The 13,921-nt window shown below is 61.7% G+C and carries 16 protein-coding genes; 6 read left to right on the top strand and 10 right to left on the bottom strand.

Annotation, left to right across the window (positions count from 1 at the left end; genetic code table 11):
• Positions 1-2 precede the first annotated feature (2 nt).
• Positions 3-959, bottom strand: a complete 957-nt coding sequence (locus B2G88_RS02725; protein WP_054863890.1) for a formyltransferase family protein — start codon at positions 957-959, stop codon at positions 3-5.
• Between the two features lie 278 nt (positions 960-1,237).
• Here B2G88_RS02725 and B2G88_RS02720 point away from each other — a divergent pair, with 278 nt between their 5' ends.
• The gene (locus B2G88_RS02720) at positions 1,238-4,477 is read left to right on the top strand and encodes an efflux RND transporter permease subunit (RefSeq protein WP_087713901.1); all 3,240 of its coding nucleotides are present in this window, start codon (positions 1,238-1,240) and stop codon (positions 4,475-4,477) included.
• Positions 4,474-5,238: a TrmB family transcriptional regulator gene (locus B2G88_RS02715; RefSeq protein ID WP_054863891.1), complete on the top strand. Its 765-nt coding sequence runs from the start codon at positions 4,474-4,476 to the stop codon at positions 5,236-5,238. The genes B2G88_RS02720 and B2G88_RS02715 overlap by 4 nt, the downstream gene beginning before the upstream one ends.
• A gap of 8 nt (positions 5,239-5,246) precedes the next feature.
• Here the strand turns inward: B2G88_RS02715 and B2G88_RS02710 are convergent, their stop codons facing one another.
• Positions 5,247-5,555, bottom strand: a complete 309-nt coding sequence (locus tag B2G88_RS02710; RefSeq protein WP_087713900.1) for a hypothetical protein — start codon at positions 5,553-5,555, stop codon at positions 5,247-5,249.
• A 74-nt stretch (positions 5,556-5,629) separates the two neighbouring features.
• On the bottom strand, positions 5,630-6,034 hold the full coding sequence (gene cdd / locus B2G88_RS02705) for a cytidine deaminase (RefSeq protein ID WP_054863892.1): 405 nt from the start codon (positions 6,032-6,034) through the stop codon (positions 5,630-5,632).
• A 92-nt stretch (positions 6,035-6,126) separates the two neighbouring features.
• On the opposite strand from cdd, the gene arsN2 reads away from it, so the two are divergent.
• On the top strand, positions 6,127-6,570 hold the full coding sequence (arsN2, locus tag B2G88_RS02700; protein ID WP_054863893.1) for an arsenic resistance N-acetyltransferase ArsN2: 444 nt from the start codon (positions 6,127-6,129) through the stop codon (positions 6,568-6,570).
• 5 nt (positions 6,571-6,575) lie between these two features.
• On the opposite strand, the gene B2G88_RS02695 is transcribed toward arsN2, so the two are convergent.
• The 3 genes from B2G88_RS02695 to B2G88_RS02685 form a co-directional block, all read right to left on the bottom strand.
• Positions 6,576-7,988 carry a phosphohexomutase domain-containing protein gene (locus B2G88_RS02695; protein WP_087713899.1) on the bottom strand — a complete coding sequence of 471 codons (1,413 nt, stop codon included), beginning with the start codon at positions 7,986-7,988 and terminating at the stop codon, positions 6,576-6,578.
• A gap of 87 nt (positions 7,989-8,075) precedes the next feature.
• The gene (gene moaC / locus B2G88_RS02690) at positions 8,076-8,615 is read right to left on the bottom strand and encodes a cyclic pyranopterin monophosphate synthase MoaC (protein ID WP_087713898.1); all 540 of its coding nucleotides are present in this window, start codon (positions 8,613-8,615) and stop codon (positions 8,076-8,078) included.
• Complete coding sequence (locus B2G88_RS02685) at positions 8,608-10,041, bottom strand: NAD(P)H-hydrate dehydratase (RefSeq protein ID WP_087713897.1); 1,434 nt, start codon at positions 10,039-10,041, stop codon at positions 8,608-8,610. The genes moaC and B2G88_RS02685 overlap by 8 nt, the downstream gene beginning before the upstream one ends.
• Positions 10,042-10,115: 74 nt before the next feature.
• On the opposite strand from B2G88_RS02685, the gene B2G88_RS02680 reads away from it, so the two are divergent.
• The gene (locus B2G88_RS02680; protein ID WP_087713896.1) at positions 10,116-10,613 is read left to right on the top strand and encodes a hypothetical protein; all 498 of its coding nucleotides are present in this window, start codon (positions 10,116-10,118) and stop codon (positions 10,611-10,613) included.
• 39 nt (positions 10,614-10,652) lie between these two features.
• Here the strand turns inward: B2G88_RS02680 and B2G88_RS02675 are convergent, their stop codons facing one another.
• Positions 10,653-10,931, bottom strand: a complete 279-nt coding sequence (locus B2G88_RS02675; protein WP_087713895.1) for an acylphosphatase — start codon at positions 10,929-10,931, stop codon at positions 10,653-10,655.
• Between the two features lie 96 nt (positions 10,932-11,027).
• Between B2G88_RS02675 and B2G88_RS02670 the strand changes: the two genes are divergently transcribed.
• Entirely contained in the window at positions 11,028-11,273 is a 246-nt protein-coding gene (locus B2G88_RS02670; RefSeq protein ID WP_054864029.1) for a hypothetical protein, read from the top strand.
• A gap of 46 nt (positions 11,274-11,319) precedes the next feature.
• Here the strand turns inward: B2G88_RS02670 and B2G88_RS02665 are convergent, their stop codons facing one another.
• The 3 genes from B2G88_RS02665 to B2G88_RS02655 form a co-directional block, all read right to left on the bottom strand.
• The gene (locus B2G88_RS02665) at positions 11,320-11,709 is read right to left on the bottom strand and encodes an SHOCT domain-containing protein (RefSeq protein WP_054864030.1); all 390 of its coding nucleotides are present in this window, start codon (positions 11,707-11,709) and stop codon (positions 11,320-11,322) included.
• A gap of 94 nt (positions 11,710-11,803) precedes the next feature.
• Positions 11,804-12,133, bottom strand: coding sequence for a hypothetical protein (locus B2G88_RS02660; RefSeq protein WP_054864031.1), 330 nt, complete (start codon positions 12,131-12,133; stop codon positions 11,804-11,806).
• Positions 12,134-12,202: 69 nt separating this feature from the next.
• The gene (locus B2G88_RS02655; protein ID WP_087713894.1) at positions 12,203-13,090 is read right to left on the bottom strand and encodes a DNA-3-methyladenine glycosylase family protein; all 888 of its coding nucleotides are present in this window, start codon (positions 13,088-13,090) and stop codon (positions 12,203-12,205) included.
• 192 nt (positions 13,091-13,282) lie between these two features.
• Here B2G88_RS02655 and B2G88_RS02650 point away from each other — a divergent pair, with 192 nt between their 5' ends.
• The gene (locus tag B2G88_RS02650) at positions 13,283-13,783 is read left to right on the top strand and encodes a DUF555 domain-containing protein (RefSeq protein WP_054864032.1); all 501 of its coding nucleotides are present in this window, start codon (positions 13,283-13,285) and stop codon (positions 13,781-13,783) included.
• Positions 13,784-13,921 lie beyond the last annotated feature (138 nt).

Raw genomic sequence — 13,921 nt, 5'->3', positions numbered from 1 at the left:
GGTCACCGCCGGGAATCGGACGGCTCCGACACAGGAGTCGTCTCCGCATCCACTGGTCGCGTGTCCTCGCTTTCATCGAGAGTCTGCACTCGCTGTCGGTACTGGCGTTTCAATCGCCCACGGAGATTGCGCGCCAGAATACGGGCCGCGAAGCCGAGAGAGCGGCGCTGATTCCGAGAATAAAACGCACCGAGTTCCGACTCTGGAACGGTCGTCGGCTCGAACGACGGATCACTGAGGTTCTCGAGGCCGTCAGCAAGCAGGTCGATCTGAAGCGTTGCGGTCCGGTCGAAGACGTCCCACATCGTGTCACAGTCGTCGATTGGAACGTCGTCAACGGCGACGATTTCGCCGCCATCAATTGAGTCGGTCAATCGTTGCAACGTGGCACCTGCGACTGACCGTCCGTCGTAGAAAATTGCCGGCGGACCCAATCCGCGAAAGCGACGGATATCGGCCGGGTGAAAGCTCAGGACGCCGTAGTCGGGTGCCTCGAGAATGTCGCCGCGGATGAGCCCAAAGCCGAATCGGATAACGACATCACAACGGTGTTCGACTTGGGAGACGACGGACTCTGGAAACTCCGCCCACGACCCTGTGAGGTCTGGACGACACTGAACGTGAGCGGTCCCAGTCAGGGCCGAGACATCCTCGAGTGCACGACGGTGCCAGAGCGGTGCTGTCTCACCGACAAGTCTCGCGAGGTTTCGCTCGGCGAGAACGAACGTCCAGGCACGTTCACGATGGATTTCGGTCAGAAACTGCCTGACGTCCTCGAGACCGATTCGGTCGCGCGTATTCCAGTCATCGATGACACACGCCGCGTTGCGCTCGTTGCTGACGACCAGTGTGACCTCAAGATCAGTCCGCTCATAAAGTCTCTTGAGGGCGCGGACTTGCCACTCGTAGAGATAGGGTTCGGTGAGAAGGCCGACTGTCTGCGGTTCTGCTGAACCCATATGCCATCGGTCGAATTACAGGCGTTTAGTTAGGTGTTAGCTTGTCGAAATAACCACGACAGTACCTGAGTTGTAGGGCAGATATAACAGATTAGGAAGAGTATACGAGCTAGCACCTATATTTCCTATAGAGGGGCGAATAACAATTATATCCCGATATCAGAAGTCGTGACTTTCACATAAATATCAACAACCAAATACGTATAAGCAGTGCCGTTTGTAGGATTATAACAACAGATGTCTTGCCAACGCCATGGTCACTCGAAGGAGGCGATGGAATGAGTCTCCCACACCGCTTTGCCGCCGTCGTGACCGACCACTCACGGATCGTGTTCGTTGCGCTTCTCTTGTTGACCGCGCTCGTTGGCGCAGGAATGCCGATGGTCGACGACGATTCCTCGCTCGATCAATTTGAAACCGACTCGCCGGAGGCACAGGCGATGGACGACATCGACGACCGATTCGGGACTGACGACAATACGACAGCCGTCCAGTTGATCACCAGAGGCGACGGCGAGAACGTCCTTGAGCGAGAGTCACTGCTCAGTTCACTCGAGTTCCAACAGGAGATACAAGCCAACGAGTCGATGAACGCGACGCTTGCCGACGATGATCCGATCACCGGCGTCGAGAATCTCGTCGCGATCACGGCTAACGCAACCGAGCAGGGCGAGGAACTCGAGGAGCGCGGCGAAGAACTCGGCGAGCGCGAGGCCGAACTCGAGGCCAGAAGCGCCCAACTCGAGGCCGGAATCAACGAGTCTCGCGACCTCCAGCGCGAGTACGAGGAACTGAGCGACGAGTACGACGAGGACGCACCGGAGTACCAGGAAGGAGCCGCAGAAATCGAGGAAGGCTACGACGACCTCCTTGCGGAGATTACAGCGGAGGCTGCCCTCGACGACGAACAAGCCGAGACGTACGAAGAATTCGCCGGACAGGCACGCATGCTCGAGTCAGATCTGTACGAACTCGAGCAAAGTGTCGACGACCCCGACCAACTCGAAGAGAGCGAGGAGTACCAGGAGCTGCAGGAGGGCTTCGATGACGTCTACGCTGGCGCGACGATGGGCGTCCTCGAAGACGAGTACGCACAACTCGAGGACGATTTCGACGCGTTCGAAGCGGACCAGGAGGCACTCGAGGAGGACGACGAACGAATGTCGCTCGACGAACAGATCGAGACGCTCGAAACGATTGATGAGGAGACGTTCGAGCAGGCACTCGAGGACACCCTCTCGGACGGCGATAACGGCGAGGATGGGCCGGGACTGGCCTTCATGCCCTCGGAGTACGAGCCGGGGTCGACTGAGGCCGAGGCCCGAATGACCTCGATCATGCAGGACACCGGTGGCGACGACCTCGAGATGGGCGCAGCCGATGGCGGCAACGGCGTAATCGACGCCCAGCAAGATCTCGGAACGCTCGCGTCGGCACACGAGCACGACCACGTCGTCTTCGGCGTGGGGATAATCACCGACGAGATTGATCGCTCGATGGTCGATAGCCTCTCGATTGTCGGGCCGCTTGCGCTGGCGTTCGTCGCTGCGGCGCTGTTTGTCGCCTATCGCGATCCGCTCGATATCGTGCTCGGTCTCGTCGGCATCGTCGCGGTGCTCGTCTGGACGTTCGGCTTCATGGGTTGGGCGGGAATCTCGTTCAACCAGATGTTCGTCGCGGTTCCGGTGTTACTGATCGGGCTCTCGATAGATTATGCGATACACGTCTTCATGCGCCATCGTGAGCAACGAGAGGCCTCACGCGCATCAGCCGAGGCGGACCGGGAGACGGAGTCGGGAGCGGGCGTCAACACCGTCCGCGGCTCCATGTCTATCGCGCTCGCCGGCGTCGGCGTTGCACTCCTCTGGGTGACCGCAACCACAGCAATCGGCTTCCTCGCGAACCTCATCAGCCCAATCGGCCCGATTCAGGAGTTCGGCGTCGTCAGTTCCGTCGGGATCGTCTCGGCCCTGATCGTCTTCGGCGGACTCATTCCGGCCGCGAAAGTCGAAATCGACTCCTGGCTCGAGTCACGCGGCTTCGACCGACATAAACGCGCGTTCGGAACCGGCGGCAGTCGCTTTAGCAGCCTGCTTTCAGTTGGCTCCGTCGCCGCACGTCGCATCCCGCTGGTCCTGTTGGTCGCCGTCCTGTTGCTCACCGCCGGCGGCGTCTACGGCGCGAGTCAGGTCGATACGAGCTTCGAAGAGGAGGATTTCCTCGCGGAGAGTCCGCCCGAGTGGACCCAGAACCTGCCCGGTTCGATGGCACCCGGCGAGTACCAGGCCGCCGATAATCTCGACTACATCAACGAGAACTTCCAGCGTGACGACGTCCAGGCACAGATTCTGGTCGAAGGCAACGTTGCGAATGGGGACGTTCTGGAACGCCTCGAGGCCGCAGAGAACGAGGCCAGTGAGAGTCCCGTGACGTACACGCTACCGACTGGCGATGCGGATGTCGAGAGTCCGCTCTCGGTGATGGAAGAGACCGCGGCACAGAACGAGTCATTCAACGAGTCGTTCCAGGCGGCGGATACGACTGACGACGGCATTCCTGATGAGGACGTGTCGGCGCTGTTCGACGAACTGTTCGAGATCGACGACGACGCTGCGAGCACCGTTATTCATCGGACCGACGACGGCGAGTACGACTCGGTTCGACTCATCGTCGCCACCGAAGGCGATGCGGCGTTCGCGGACACGACCGACGAGATGCGAACGATTGCAGGCACGATTGACGATGATGGAATCGGCGACGACCGCGCCGTGGCGAGCGACGATGAAGCGGATAACGAATCGGCTGCGGCTGCGGTCGACTACGGTGGCGTCAGCGCCATCGCTACCGGCGACCCCATCGTCAACTACATCGTCGAACAGGATCTGCTCGATACGGTCCTTCAGAGTCTGCTCATCACGCTCGTCGCCGTCTTTACGTTCCTCTCTGCGGCGTACTGGCTGACCGGCAACAGCGCAACGCTCGGGGCAGTCACCCTGTTGCCCGTCGCGTTCGCGACGAGCTGGATTCTCGGCACGATGTACCTCATCGGGATGCCGTTTAACGTCCTGACAGGGATGATCACCAGCCTCACCATCGGCCTCGGGGTCGCCTACAGCATCCACATCAGCGCCCGCTACACCCTCGAGTTGGACAGACAGGGCAACGTCTGGGACGCGATGAACACAACGGTCACCGGCACCGGCGGTGCCCTCCTCGGAAGTGCGGCGACGACAGTCGGTGGCTTCGGCACGCTGGCGTTTGCGATCTTGCCCGTGCTCCGACAGTTTGGCATCATCACCGGGCTGACGATCATCTACGCGTTCCTGGCGAGCGTCGTTGTCTTACCAACGCTGCTCGTGCTCTGGACACGCTACTTCGGTCCAGACGTTTCGTTTGATCGTCACTCGACACAACAGCGAGCGCCCGCCGCAAGCGACGGCGGCAGAGTAGCCGACGACGGAGAGACGACTGAGACGGACACACAATCAGCCGACGAAAACGGTGGTGACAGCGAATGAGCGTCGACGAAACCGAAGCCATCGACGCCTTCGAACGCCTCGGTCTCACCAGCTACGAGGCGAAAGTCTTCATCGCACTCCACCAACTCGGCTCCGGCACCGCTCGAGACGTCGACCGAGTTGCCGATGTTCCGCGCTCGCAGGTCTACAGCGTCGCCGAGAGCTTAGAAGAGCGCGGTCTCCTCGAGGTTCAACAGTCGAGTCCGATCCGGTACCGACCGGTCAGTCTCGAGGAGGCAGAACGAACGCTCCAGAATCGCTTCGAACAGGAACGAGAACGAGCGTTCGCGTACGTCGACGAGGTCAAACAGGACTCTACGGGCGAGGAAACGCAAGAGGACATCTGGACCGTTCGCGGCCGGGATCGGGTCGACGACCGCGTACTGGATCTGCTTTCGCGGGCGGACGACCGGATCGTCTTCGGGACGCGCTTGCCGGAGTTCATTACGGAGCCACTTGAACGCGCACTCGAGACGCAAGCAGCCGAGGGCGTCTCCGTGCTCGTCGTGAGCCGCGACGAGACGATCCGGGCGCAGTTCGATGACCTCGAGGGCGTTGCAGTCGACTCGCCGCCAAAATCTCGGACGGGGGATCAGCGCTCGGGCCGGATCATTATCATCGACGACGATACCATCCTGTTGAGCGTGGTCGATGACGACGGCTGTGAGACGGCGATCTGGAGTGCCGGATCGCTGTTTGCCTCGGTGCTGGTACAACTGATCGAGGCGAGTGAGGAAGTTCACGATCCCTCGAGTGGGTAAGCTTCCCCTCAGTATCTGCCTGTGCCGTCTTCGGCAGGTGCAAACGGAATTGACGGGAGCGGAGCGCGATTGAACGCGGCGGCACCGCAGTAGAGGGCGAGTAACACGAACGGGGCAGCAAAAATCGCGCCCTCGGTACCTTGTTCGATGACGGTCTGGACGCCGATCCAGAGTGATACCAGCGAAAACCCGAGCAATGCCAGTGTACCGACTACGTCGAAGATAGCGTCCCGCGTCGCACGCCGAACGACGGTGTAGAGTTCCGCGTCGTCCATGTCCGAAAGCGGCGTTCGCTGCGTCTCGTCTGGCGGGGACATACCTGTACTGTGACAGTCTGTTTCCAAAGTGATTTCGATCAGACAACGAATCGTCAACGGTCACTCGAGACGGCCTACTCGAGCGTCTCCTGACTGATCGTATTCGGCAACAGTTCGCCGAGCGTATATTCCGTCGGCTCTGCGCCCTCGCCTTCGTCACAGAGCACGCGGAGGTCGTCGTCACAGAACTCCGTGAGCGTCTGGCGACACATGCCACAGGGCGTGACGCCATCATGGCGACTCGAGCTAACGGCAAGCCGCGAAAACTCGCGGTGGCCCTCCTTCACCGCCTCCGCGATGGCGACCTCCTCGGCGTGGAGACTGTTGCTGTAGTTCGCGTTCTCGAGGTTACAGCCGACGAACACCTCGCCGTCTGCGGTCTCGAGTGCCGCACCGACGCGGTACTCGGAGTAGGGGACGTGCGCCTGGGACTGGATATCGCGAGCGGCCTCGATGAGGTCGGCGTCAGAACGTGCCATAGCATCTGCTTGCTCGAGCGCGGGCAAGAAAGCACCGTCCGGCTCCGGGCGGTGGGCAACGTATTAGCATCGTCTCGTCGAATCGTCGCCACATGAGCGACGCGAAGATCACCCTCGAACAAGCGGATTCGGAGGCACTCTCGTACGTCGAGCGGCTGCTGGACGCGAACGGATTGCCTTCAGTAGACGTTCAAGCGAAAAACGAGTGTTTCTACGTCGCCTCGGTTCGGGGTGAGCGTGTCGGCATCGGTGGTCTCGAGCGCTACGGCGCCGACGCACTGCTTCGCTCGCTCGTGATCGAACAGTCGGCGCGGGGGAACGGCTACGGCGCGGCGCTCTGTGACGCACTCGAGGCGCGAGCCGCGAAGATGGGTCTCGAGAGGCTGTTCCTGCTCACGACGACCGCGGAATCGTTCTTCGCGTCTCGAGGGTACGACGAACGCGAGCGACGGGCCGCTCCGGAGTCGATTCGGACGACAACCGAGTTCGCTGAACTGTGTCCAGCCTCGGCAACGTGTCTGGCAAAATCGCTGTAGCGCCGTTACTCGGACACGTCGGCGACCGTCGACTCGACCACGTCGCTTGCCTCATCCACCAAGTCGTCCACCTCGTCGCTTTCGGCGTAGATGCGAACGTAGGGTTCGGTCCCGCTCGGGCGCACCAGTATCCAGGAGGCGTCGTCGAACTCGAGGCGCACGCCGTAGTCGGTGTCGACCGTCGTGTCGGAAAACGTCTCCGGGAGTGCGGTCTCGAGCGTCTCCATCACGTCCGATTTGGCGTCGTCTGGACAGTCGACGCTGATCTTTCGGTACGGGCGTTCGGTGACTGGCTCGCGGAGGGCAGCCGTATCGCCTGTGTCGGCGACGAGCGTGGCGACCGCGGCGGCGCTGACGACGCCGTCGATCCAGCCGCCGAAAGCCGTGTGGATGTGTTTCCACGGCTCGGCCGCAAAGACGACCTCGGTGTCGTCGTCTCCCTGTGCTCGCTCTCGAGCAATGCCCTCGTGGAGCGCGCCGAGGCGGACCCGTTCGACCCGGCCGCCAGCCTCGCGCACCCGTTCGTCGATCCGCGCGGAGGCGTTCGGTGTTGTGACGACGACGGGGTCGGCCGCCTCGCTCGTGGCGACGTAGTGTTCGGCGACGACCGCGAGAATCGTATCCTCGTGGATCACCTCGCCGTCAGGGCCGAGGACGACCAGCCGGTCTGCGTCGCCGTCGTGGGCGAGCCCGAGGTCAAATCGCGGTTCCGAATCGGACACCGCGTGCGGGTCTTGCTCCTCAAGAAACGCCGAAAACTCGCGAAGCGTCTTCGGGGTCGGCTTGCTCTCTCGAGCCGGGAAGTGGCCGTCGACGGTCGCGTTGAGGGCGACAACCTCAGCGCCGAGGCGTTCCAGCACGTGGGGTGTCGCAACCGACCCCATCCCGTTGCCGCAGTCGACGGCAATCGAGAAGCCTGCGAGTGGCTCGCTGGCGTCTGTCCCATCGACGAGTTCGTCTCCGATGTAGTCGATAACCAGTTTTCGATACGTCTCGAGGACGTCCATTCGACTCGAGTCGCCCCAGTCGTCCCACGAGACGGCGTCGGTGTCGTCGCTGGCGATTGATTCTTCGATTGCTCGCTCGGCGTCGCGGTCGTACTCGACGCCGTCGGCGAACAGTTTGATCCCGTTGTCTTCCGGCGGGTTGTGACTCGCGGTGAGCATCACCCCGCGGCGACCGCGAGAGGCGAACGCGAGCGTCGGCGTCGGCACCTGCCCGATGCGGACGACGGACGCCCCGGCGCTCTCGAGGCCGGCTTCCATCGCGGCGGCAAGCGCCGGCCCGGTTTCGCGGCCGTCGCGGCCGACGACGAACGTTTCGCCCGGTTCGCCGGCGGCCTGCCCGACCTCGAGCGCCAACGCCGGCGTGATTTCCGTCACTGGACCGCGAATACCAGCGGTCCCGAACAGTGTCATATACTGAGGTTCTGCGAGGAGATACTTATACTGTGTCGAAGACGAAACGCGCTGTGATCGGATCAAGAAGACAACGCACCGTCTCGATTACTGCTGGTGCTTTTCCTTTGCGAGCACTCGCACATTCTCGATGCCAGTCTCGGGGTACTGCCCGTCTGCATCCTTCTCGATGGCTTTGACCATATCCCAGACGACGTTTAAGCCGGTCGTGACGCCCTCGAGCGCCTCCATCTCACAGCCCGTCTTGCCGGTCGTCTCGACGGCGACCTCGCAGACGACTCGGTCCGCCTCGAGATCGAAGTCGGTGTCGACGTTCGTGACCGGAATCTGGTGACACATTGGGATCGTCTCCCAGGTGTGTTTGACGGCCTGAATTGCGCCGATTCGGGCGGTTGCGAGCACGTCGCCCTTGCCAATTTGGTCGTCGCGGATGGCCTCGATAGTCGAGGGCTGCAGTCGAATTTCGCCCGCGGCGACGGCACGGCGTTTGCTGTCAGGTTTGTCGCCGACGTCGACCATCTGTACGTCGCCCTCATCTGTGGTGTGCGTAAGGTCTCGAGCGTCGCCGTCGTGATCGTGTCGCGGATCGGGATTCGAGCCCGCAGCGGGCGTGGGATCGTCAGACATTGAGCGCACCTTCGTCCCACAGCACAGTAGGGATTTCCGTAAGCAGTTCCGAGGCGAGAAAGCCGTGCTCGGCGCGCTCGGCGAGTCGCTCGCCGGCCAGTCCGTTGACGTGAGCGGCTGCCGCCGCGGCGTCGAGGGGCTCGGCGTGTTCGACCAGCGCGGCGACGATGCCCGCGAGCGTATCCCCGGTGCCGCCGACTTTCATGCCGACGGTTCCAGAGCGACTGACTCGAGTTCGCTCGCCGTCGGTGATCACGTCCTTGGCTCCCTTCGCGAGGACGACGTGTCCGAGGTCGGCCGCGAAGGATTTGATGTCGTCGGCGACGGCCTCGAGATCGTCCGCGTCGGGGCCGCCCATCCCCGCGAGTTCGCCTCGATTCGGCGTACAGATCAGCGTCGCGTCTGTCTCGAGGTCGGGCACAACCTGGAGCGCGTCGGCGTCGACGACTGCGGTGCCTGTATAGGATGAGAGGAACTGCTTGGCAGCCTCGAGCGTCTCGTCTGCAGTGCCCAGTCCCGGGCCGATGACGACCGGCGACTCGTAGTTTTCGACGGTCTCGAGGAGGTCCGTGGCTTGCTCGGGTGTGAGCACGTCTTCCTCGTAGGGCTGAACGATGAGATCCTCGCTGTACCCCTGGATTTCGCCGGCGACGGTGTCGGGGGCGGCGACGAACGCGAGTTCGGTGCCAGCGCGGAGGGTAGCCTGGGCGGCGAGTGCCGGCGCGCCGGTGTAGGGACCGCCGCCGATGATATTCGGACGCCCGTCGCGGCCGTCGGGGCGAGCGAGGTCGATGTCTCCGGGGCCGACGAAGCGCTCGGCCGCGGCGGGGATACCGATATCCGCGACGGTGACCGGGCACTCGAGGTTGGCGAGTCCCGGCTTCGTGTCGTGGAACGTGACGACGTGGTCCGCCTCGACCCGGTTCTCGGCGTGATCGCCCCCGTCAGCGTCGAAGCCCGTGGGAACGTCGACCGCGAGCACCGTCGCGTCGGTTGCGTTGATCGCCTGCGCGGCGGTCGCGACGGGCTCTCTGAGGTCGCCGCTGATTCCCGTCCCGAGCATGGCGTCGACGACGAGGTCACAGTCTGGCAGGTCGAACTGGCTCGAGTCGCGCACCTCGCGCGTGTCGTAGCCGGCTTGCTCGAGGGCATCCCAGTTCTCGCGGGCGATGTCGGTGCCGATGGTTGCAGCGCGTCCGAGCAAGACGGTGGTCACATCGTACGCCTCGAGAAAGCGGGCGGCGACGAACGCGTCTCCGCCGTTGTTTCCGCGGCCGGCGACGAGTGCGACGCTTGCGCCCGGGTCCGCGAGGTCGCGAACCGCGCGGGCGACGGCGTTGCCGCTCGACTCCATCAATTGCTTTCGGGGCACGCCGAGTGCCGCTGCGTTCTCGTCGACGGCGGCCATCCGCTCGCCTGTGATCATACGCTCGATTTCGGCGGGCCACCCGTTCAATATTGCGACGACATGCTCAAGCCGTCCCAGCACCCAACAGGACCGTGAACGTCTTCTGGCTCGACGAGGACCCGCGCCTCGCCGCGCGGTATCACTGCGACCAGCACGTCAACAAACTGCTGCTCGAGGCCGCGCAAGTGCTGTGTACGGCGGCTCGCGAAAACGGCCTCGAGCGCGAGTTCCTGTACCAGCCGACGCATATCGCGCATCCGGTAACGCAGTGGGCGACCGAATCGCGGGCGAACTGGCTCCGCCTGCGCACACACGCCGAGGCGCTCAACGCGGAGTTCGTCGAGCGCTACGAGAAAGACGAGGACCACGCGAGTTGGCAGGTTATCGACCGGATCGATCCCGACGCAATCGACTTCCCTGCGAGCGAGCCAACGCCACGTCCACAGGCCATGCCCGACGAGTACACAGATCCCGACGACCCAGTAAGCGCGTATCGGGCCTACTACGCCGGCGAAAAGGCCGAGTGGGCCGAGTGGAATTACACCGACGAGCCGCCATGGCTCGAGGAGTATCTGCTCGCACTCGAGTGAGCCAACGGTCGCCACCCTCGAGCCGACCGCCGTAACGTCTCAGTACCGAATTTCAAAGCCGTTGACGCCCTGCGGTTTGTCGTACTCGACTGCGACATCGTCGACATCGGCTGCGGGACTGCCCTCCTGACAGAACTCGAGCATCGCCTCGACTGCGTCCTCACTTCCTTCGAAGACGGCCTCGACGCGCCCGTCTGAGAGATTTTTTACCCAGCCGTCGACGCCTTTGTCTTGGGCCGTGTCGCGTGTCGTTGCACGGTAGTAAACGCCCTGTACTGTCCCCGAGACGAAAACGTGTGCGCGGGTTCGGTCTGCCATACGCGAACGCTTGGTCGCGAGCGACAAAAATCCAGTTCGTTGCCACTCGTTGCGAGCGGGGCCGGCGCTTAACTGCAACCACGGCGTATGGCCGCTATGGGACCGCTCGACCGCGTCGAAGACGAGTACGTCGACGTCTCGAGTCGCCGGGCGACCGTCCGGGAACTGCTCGAGTTAGCCGCGGGTGCGCTGGTGTTCGTCCTCGTCGCGAGCGCCCTCGCGTACTATCTGCTCGGCCACACAGTTGCACTCGTCGTCGCCGCTGCTCTCGTCCTGATCTTCGGCGTGATGCTCATTTCGCAGACGTACTGGGCGATCACCGGGCGGTCAGATTACGAGTGACAGTCGATAGGAGCGCGTTCTCGATTCAGTCTCGAGCCTGAAACCGCTAGTTCAGATCGTATTCTTCGTCAGATTCCTGAGTGGACTGGTCGGTCTCGTTCGTACGACCCATCTCAATGCCCTCCGTATCGACCAGTTGGTCAACTTTCCGTTCAAACTCGGTTTCATCGATTTCGCCCGCTGCGTATCGTTCTTTGAGCGTCTCTAATGCCCCCATCGAGTTATCCGCTGACTCGTGGCTATCGCGGTGTGACTCGTCGGGAGAACCAACGACAAATTCTCTGGAAATCGCCATGAGTGGTAAGAGTAGCAACCAGCCAACGATGAACACGACAAGCGCTGCTTGAAACCCAACGAAAATACCGGTTAACAGCCCGAGTGGAAGCGTTAGAACTGCGAGTGTCGCAATGAGTGTGTCCCACACCCGTTCTTCCATTGGTGAAAACAGATCATCAGGTGTATTTAGTCATTTCGATGACCTCTTGAAGAATTCTCGTATAAAGGGTCTTCTGTGGTCTCGAGATCAGCAATCATGATTCGGCGGATTGTTCGTAGCGTCGTGCGCCGATAACCATGCGACCGGCCAGCAGTAGTGTGCCGACGATGAGCAGCGGACCGCTGAGTGCGGCCAGTTCGCCACCCAACGGTTCGGTGTAACTGACGAGCGCGACGAAGACCAACAGTCCGGCAACGTAGAGGGCGTTCGTGCCGATGAACGCGGCCAGTCCCTCTTCGTCGGTCACCCGCTCAGGATCGTAGCCAGCGATGAGTTCGACGCGGCCGAAGTGTTTGATGAGAATTCCGAGGCCGCCGACGAATATGGCAGCGGCGACGAGCGAAATTACTCCACCGAGTTCCATACACTATCTTGCCAACGCAGTCACAAAATCATTGTTCGCTGTGTCTGAACGAGATACTCCAACTGAACCTCATTCGCCCGATCCAGTCCGGAGGTGGTGGAAAATATACGTCTGGGCGTACCCTGCATATTCGCTTCCCAGTCGGTCACGAATCGCTCTCGAGGTCGTGGCATAGGAGCCACCGTCGCAGTCGGGGTAGTACTCCTCGATGGCGGATTTGATCCACGTATCGAGCGGGACGGCCTCGTCGAAGTCGAGCGCGAAGAGCAACACGCAGTCTGCGACCTTGTCGCCGACGCCGACGAACTGACAGAGATACTCCCGCGCCGCTTCGTACTCGAGATTTCGTGCTTCAGCTGGATGTGCCTCTCCGTTGGCAACCATTTCGGCCGTACGAACGACGTAGGGCGCGCGGTAACCGAGTCCTAACTCGCGAAGTTCGTCCTCGGTCGCCGTCGCGAGTTGTTCCGGTGTCGGGAACGCGTGGTACGTTTCGCCATCAAACTCGAGTGCGGTGCCGTACTCGCGGGCCAGCGTCGACACCATCGTATGAATGCGACTGACGCGCATCTGGGCCGAACAGATGAACGAAATCAGCGTGCCAAACGGTGGGTCAGCGACCAGTCGCATACCGCGGTGAGCGTCGTAGGCCTCGCGCAGGAGCGGATCGTCGGGTGCTGTGGCGACGATTGCCTCGAGGTCGTCATCCAGTCGGAGGAGTCGCCGAACTTGCGTCTCGGCATCCGTCCATGACTGCCACTCGAGGCAGTCCTCGAGCGTGCGGACGCGAATCACCTCGTCGTCGACAACAGTGTGATACCAGGTTCCTGGGTCGGGTTCGCTCTGGTACATCTCGCCATCAGCGCGCCGCCAGAGGTAGCTTTGCCCGCTCTCGAGGGTACGATAGAGGTCGAGTCCGCCCGAGAGGGAGGCGAGCGGAATCGTTCCCGTTTCCATTCGTTGCTAGCTTTGTCGGTGCGGGCTTGGACCTTTCGAAGCCAGTGCCCGTCTCACAAACCCGGCCGAAGTCAGCGAAACCGTTTTTCAGTCTCATATGCCCCACTGTTGCAGTCATTTCCAGCGAGAAACGGTCACCGTCGATAACTCGTTGGGCGAACCTTGATACTGTAGGCCACACAATGTCTAGGTATGAACTGCAGGGTTGTCGTCGAGGCTGCCGTGCCGGTGTTCGACGTTGAGACGGAAGACGAGGCGATCCGGATCGCCATCTCGAAGACAGGCGAGATGCTGAACCCTGACTTAAATTACGTCGAAATCAACATGGGCGAGCGGACCTCCCCATCGGGAGAGGAACTGCCGCCTGCGTTTATCGCGGCCGACGAAGCCCTCGTCGCCCTCGAGTTGGAGATGACCGTCTTCAACGTCGAGCGCGAGGAACACGCCTCACGAATCGCACGCAAAGAGATCGGCCAACTCCTCGAGAACATCCCACTCGAGGTGATCGTTGTCGATGTCATTGAGGACGAAGACGATGAGGAGTCCACAGCGGATGAGGAAGACGACGATGAGTTAGACGACCTTGACCTGGGTGAGGACTCACTCGAGACAGACGAGGGAGATGACGCGTCGACCCAATCGGAGTCGACAGACGATGACGTGTTACCTGAGTTCGAAGATCTCGTCGAATAAGGTGCTGTCCATTGATAGTGGATCAGTGACTCGAGAGTCCCCACCGTTACTGCGGACGTACTAATCGTACCAGTGCTGTGTAAGTATGTGTGTCCTGACTGGCAGCAGCTACTCTGGCAGTCTTGCCAGTTTGTCACT

Origin of the sequence: Natronolimnobius baerhuensis, assembly GCF_002177135.1 — an archaeon.
Lineage (GTDB): Archaea > Halobacteriota > Halobacteria > Halobacteriales > Natrialbaceae > Natronolimnobius > Natronolimnobius baerhuensis.
Note: the sequence above shows the minus strand (reverse complement) of the source record. Positions and strands in the feature narration are given on the sequence as shown.